Raw genomic sequence first — 5,327 nt, forward strand, 5'->3', positions numbered from 1 at the left:
GGTTAGGATCATCGCCGATATAATCGCTGAAGGTATCAAGACCTACGTTGATTGTATCGTTTCCGTCACCACCATCAACAAAGTCGGCACCTTGTACATCGTTAATCAAATCGTCGCCGCCATCACCAATGACAGAGTCATTGTCGATACCGGAGTTGATTGTATCGTTACCTTCGCCGCCGATGATTGTATCGTCATCATCGCCTGTCGTGATAAGGTCATCGCCCTCATCCGCATCAACGAAATCACGGTCATCATCAGGATCATCATCAGTCGGGATCGACGGGAACGGCGCATCATCGAGCAGCGGAATGCTTCCGCTTGTGTCGATAACATCATTGCCAAGACCAGCAAGAATAGTGTCTTGACCGTCGCCGGTTGTGATCGTGTCGTCACCTTCATCAGAGAAGACGGAATCGTCGCCTTCACCCGTGTCGATGTCGTCCGAACCAGTGCCGCCAAAGACGGTATCATCGCCTTCGCCCGTCGTTACAACGTCATCGCCTGTGCCAGCGTCGACATAGTCGTCGCCAAGGCCAGCATCGATTGTGTCATCGCCGTCGCCAGCTTCAACAACATCGTCCTGCGCGCCAGTTTCCGGGGCAATCGCATCGGAGTTATCAATCTGATCGCCTTCTGGATCGCCCAGATACGTCGTATCGATCAGATCGCTACCCGCGGTACCTTCAACGATACCATCAAGGCCCGGTGTACCGACAATAACCTGAATAGTTGTCGTATCAGTGCCGCCATTTCCATCGGAAATGGTATAAGTGATCGTGTCGACATCATTGTTGAAGCCAACATCAGGCGTATAGGTTACTGACGTTCCGTCTGGCGAAATCGTAACCGTACCGTCAGGTGCAGTTGCTGACGTGATTGTCAGAACATCGCCTTCAGGATCGGTGTCGTTGCCGAGCGGGAAGATCGTGACCGCCGTGCCAGCCGTTGTAGTGGCTGTGTCAGGCTGTGCATCTGGGTCTGTGTTCAGTGTCCCGACTGTAACAGTTACAGCACCAGTATCAGTACCGCCATTACCATCGTCGATAACATAGGTGATCGTATCGGTTCCTGTAAAACCAACATCAGGCTGATAATCAAGCGTGCCATCGGGGTTAACCGTAACCGTGCCGTTCGGTGCGCTTGCTGCGGAAACTGTCAGCGCATCGCCATCTGGATCACTGTCGTTGCCAAGAACGTCGATGTCCTCAAGCAATGTGTCGACTTCCGTGCTTGCCGAATCCGGGTTTGCGATCGGATCCACGTTGGCTGTTGCGTCGGTTGTAGAAAACAGCAGGTCGGAAATAAGAATTTCCTGCGTGCCGCTACCGCCGTTTGCATAGTCGATTTCAACGCGGCCAACTGGACCAGCGATCGAGATCAAAGCAGAGGTAGCTGCATCTGTCGGAAGACCTTGTGAGTCACCGTCAATCGTCTGACCCGTCACGGACATCGCCGAACCAGGCGTGATTGTAACAGGGATCAAGTTGCCAGCCAGATCGTAGGCCCGGATTTCAACGATATCTTCGTGGAATGCGCCTGCGCCGTCGTCAACGTCATTGATCGTTCCGGCGTCGATATCATCGATGCGGAACGTCAGGTTGGAAACGCCGTCACCATAAAGTGCGTCCGAAGACGAGAACGACAGTGCAACGCTGGACGTATCGGTTACGCCTGCTGCCGCAGTCGCGTCGTTCAACAGCTTTAATTGGGAATTAGTAGGCAGGTCATCGCCAAGATCATCGTAAGTATCGAGGTTCAACGCAAAAGCGAGAGCGTTCGGGTCAACGTTGTTATACTCTACAGTAACGTCAACGCCGCCGATCCCACCGTCGCCGGTTGCAGCTATAACCGTAGAAGAACCATCAGCTACTGGAGCTCCATACGAACCAGAGAAGTCTTCCCAGGTCATTCTTAGATCAGGCATTTCGAACCCCTCACACAATCAAGCGCCCGTAAGCACGGGCAAAAACAGCGACGCATCTTTCGACACGACAATCCCAAACAGGTGACCGGAGATACAAAGCTGGGCCGTGCAAAATGCACGGTGCGCCTCTTGATCCAAATATAGATCTCAACAGCAGCTTTGCGTCCTCGCAGACGCCAATTCATTCTTCGGCCACCCCCATGGCCTAGAGCGCCCCCCAGTTGGGCTCCCTTGTTTGTATAGTGCATTGCACGGGCAACAAACATTTTTCGCAATTTAGCCGTAATTTTTAGGAGCATCCATGGGAAAATGCTTAGTTTCACATCACAATGCCGGTCAGATTTATCGCAGAATGTGGCACCGCCAAAGGCTTTTCACCTTTAAAATTGGTTAACTGTCTCCAAAACTGGATCTATTCATTGTTTCCTTTGGCATCGTCACCAGAACGGAAACAGTTAACCCTTGTGACGATTTTTCGACCGTCCGCGCTACGAAATCCGGAAAATAAGGCATCGCCGTTTCCGAGCCCGCAATAAAGAAGCAGATTTTCGCCGATTGTTTTGAAGGCGCACGTGTTCTGCAAAAAGATAGCGCCGTGAAAACCGAGTTATCCACAATCTTACGTCAATTTGATTCGCACAATGCGGGTCAAAAGATGCAGCCGGTTGAACGCTGCCAGTCAGACAGACCGTAAATACTAAAAAGGGGGGAATGCGGAGACTTGCAAGCAAGTTGGTACCCAAGGCCGGACTCGAACCGGCACGCCCGTTAAGGCGGGGGATTTTGAATCCCCTGCGTCTACCATTCCGCCACTTGGGCACTTGCGCCTCTTTAGCGCTGCTCTGCGGCGGGGTCCAGACCTCACAATCACGTTCTTGAAAGAAATCGTCTCACGCGCCCTCTTGACCCTTCTGCGCACACATGTTCACACCTTTTTAACTAAGGGGCCGCTAAAATGCTTAAAAAACTCTATGACATCACCCTTTCCTGGGCAGAGCATCGTCATGCGCTTTGGTTGCTCGCGTTTGTGTCCTTCATCGAGTCTTCGGTTTTTCCGATTCCACCCGACATTCTGATGATCCCGATGATTCTCGCGCGGCCGTCCCGCGCATGGCTGATCGCCAGCGTTGCGCTGGTGGCCTCCGTCCTTGGCGGATTGCTGGGATATGCCATTGGTGCCCTTGCCTATGAACAGATAGGCGCACCTATTCTGGAAAGCCTCGGCAAAGCGGACTCCATGGCAGAATTCAGCACCCGTTTTAACGACCTTGGGTTCTGGGCCGTTCTCAGCGCCGGGGTAACGCCCTTCCCCTATAAGGTCATTACGATCATGTCGGGCTGGACAGGCATGGCACTGTCGACCTTTATCATAACGTCCATTTTCGCGCGCGGGCTTCGCTTTTTTATCGTTGCCGCACTTTTGTGGAAATTCGGCGAACCAATCCGTGATTTCATTGAAAAGCGCCTGCCCCTTATGTTTGTGCTTTTTGTCGTCACTCTGCTCGCAGGCTTCTATGTGGTAAAGTTCCTATGACCCGTAACACACTTATCCTTCTTGCCGCTGGCGGATCTGCGGCCTTGATGCTTGGCGCGCTTGGCTTTCAATACATTGGCGAAATGCCCCCTTGCAAACTGTGCTATTGGCAGCGCTATCCACATATCGCAGCGATTGTTATTGGCGTCAGCGCCCTGTTTCTATCCACCCGTGCCCTGCCCGCCTTGGGTGCGCTCGCCGCGCTTGTTACGGCGGCAATTGGCGCATATCATACAGGTGTCGAGCGCAAATGGTGGGAAGGTCCGACTTCCTGCACCTCCGGATCAGTCGCGGACATGAGCTCCAGTGACCTTCTGGCGCAGATCATGGCCGCCCCGCTTGTGCGCTGCGATGAAGTGCCATGGGCATTGTTCGGCCTATCAATGGCAAGCTGGAACATGCTCGCCTCTGTAGCTTTGGCCGTTATCTGGATAATGGCGCTGCGAAAAGCCTAGCTGGTGCGCGTCGCCAGCAGCAGGCTGGTTTCGGATGTGCTGACGCCGTCTAGCTTGCGGATAAGCGCCAGCACTTTGTCCAGCGCTTCCAGCGAATCTGTTCCGATCTCGACGATCAGATCCCAGCGCCCGTTTGTGCTATGCACTGCGCGCACCTCACGCAGGCCCGTCAATTGCCGCGTGATGCGCTCTGCCCCGCGCCCTTCGACGCCAAGCATCATCAAGCCGCGTACCGCATTGGCGGAAACATCACCCTTCAAAACCACTTGATATCCCAGCACGTCGCCCGAGGCCTCAAGCCGCGCCATACGGGCCCGAACCGTCGCCCGCGCAATCCCCAACATTGCAGCCAAATGCGACAGCGAAGCGCGGGCGTTCTTGCGCAAAAGTGCGATCAACTGACGGTCCAGATCATCCATTTTGAAACCTACTATCTACCATTTCGATATATCTTATATGTTTTCGATCACTTTATAAACTTACTGCTTATCGCTTTGCCAGGTTATCACTGCACCAAGGAAACGCTAATAGGGAAATCCCATGTCTCAAAATGTTCACTTGATCGGCTGCCCCGTTGATAGCGGCAAGGCCCGCAGAGGCTGCTTGATGGGCCCGGACGCCTATCGCACCGCGGGCCTTGCTGAGGCACTGACAGATCTTGGCCTGACCGTATATGACACAGGAAACCTTTCCTTGCCTGATCTGAGCGCCATCACTGCTTCTGGCCCCGGATATATGCGCGCGGAAAACATCGGCTGGACTCAAGTCATTTCAGAAGCTGCAGAAACGGCAATGCATACGGGTACACCGATATTCCTTGGCGGGGACCACAGCCTTTCGTTGGGCTCTGTTCTTGGCTCTGCGCGCTACGCAGCAAAACAGGAACGCCCCCTGTTCGTGCTCTGGCTTGATGCACATTCTGATTTTCACACACCTTTGACGTCTGCCTCGGGCAACTTGCATGGCACGCCGTTGGGGTATGTGACTGGCCGTGACGGGTTTGAGGATTTCCCGCAAGTGGACAGTCCTGTCGCGCAGGAAAACATCTGCATCATCGGCCTGCGTAGCGTCGATGCGCCCGAGCGCGCGGCACTGCAAGCAAGCGCCATTACCTATCACGACATGCGCGCCATTGACGAAAATGGCATCGCGCGCCCTCTGGAGGCGTTCCTTGCTAAAGTGAAGGCCGCCAACGGTCTGTTACATGTCTCTTTGGATGTCGACTTCATCGATCCAATGTTTGCCCCTGCAGTGGGCACCACAGTCCCCGGCGGGGCAACTTTGCGCGAGGCCCATCTTGCAATGGAAATGATCTGCGATAGCAACTTGCTTAGCGCGCTTGATCTGGTCGAGCTGAATCCCTTCCTCGATGACCGCGGTAGCACCGCCCTGGTTATGACCGATCTTGCAG

Annotated in this window: 5 protein-coding genes and 1 tRNA gene; 3 read left to right on the forward strand and 3 right to left on the reverse strand. The window is 54.0% G+C overall.

Annotated features, from left to right (window positions below):
- The coding region (locus WBC85_RS02670) for an Ig-like domain-containing protein (protein ID WP_424433134.1) at window positions 1–1,927 on the reverse strand (1,927 nt) is incomplete at its 3' end.
- Window positions 1,928–2,660: 733 nt separating this feature from the next.
- Window positions 2,661–2,746 (reverse strand) — tRNA-Leu (locus tag WBC85_RS02675).
- A 136-nt stretch (window positions 2,747–2,882) separates the two neighbouring features.
- Between WBC85_RS02675 and WBC85_RS02680 the strand changes: the two genes are divergently transcribed.
- Together WBC85_RS02680 and WBC85_RS02685 are read left to right on the forward strand one after the other, a co-directional pair.
- A complete protein-coding gene (locus WBC85_RS02680; RefSeq protein WP_424433135.1) occupies window positions 2,883–3,461 on the forward strand; it encodes a YqaA family protein in 579 nt (192 codons plus the stop codon).
- Entirely contained in the window at window positions 3,458–3,916 is a 459-nt protein-coding gene (locus WBC85_RS02685; protein WP_424433136.1) for a disulfide bond formation protein B, read from the forward strand. Before WBC85_RS02680 ends, WBC85_RS02685 begins: the two co-directional genes overlap by 4 nt.
- Here WBC85_RS02685 and WBC85_RS02690 read toward each other — a convergent pair.
- A complete protein-coding gene (locus WBC85_RS02690; protein ID WP_424433137.1) occupies window positions 3,913–4,335 on the reverse strand; it encodes an Lrp/AsnC family transcriptional regulator in 423 nt (140 codons plus the stop codon). The genes WBC85_RS02685 and WBC85_RS02690 overlap by 4 nt on opposite strands.
- Window positions 4,336–4,456: 121 nt before the next feature.
- On the opposite strand from WBC85_RS02690, the gene rocF reads away from it, so the two are divergent.
- The coding region (gene rocF, locus WBC85_RS02695; RefSeq protein ID WP_424433138.1) for an arginase at window positions 4,457–5,327 on the forward strand (871 nt) is incomplete at its 3' end.

The organism is Planktotalea sp., from assembly GCF_049680325.1.
Lineage (GTDB): Bacteria > Pseudomonadota > Alphaproteobacteria > Rhodobacterales > Rhodobacteraceae > Planktotalea.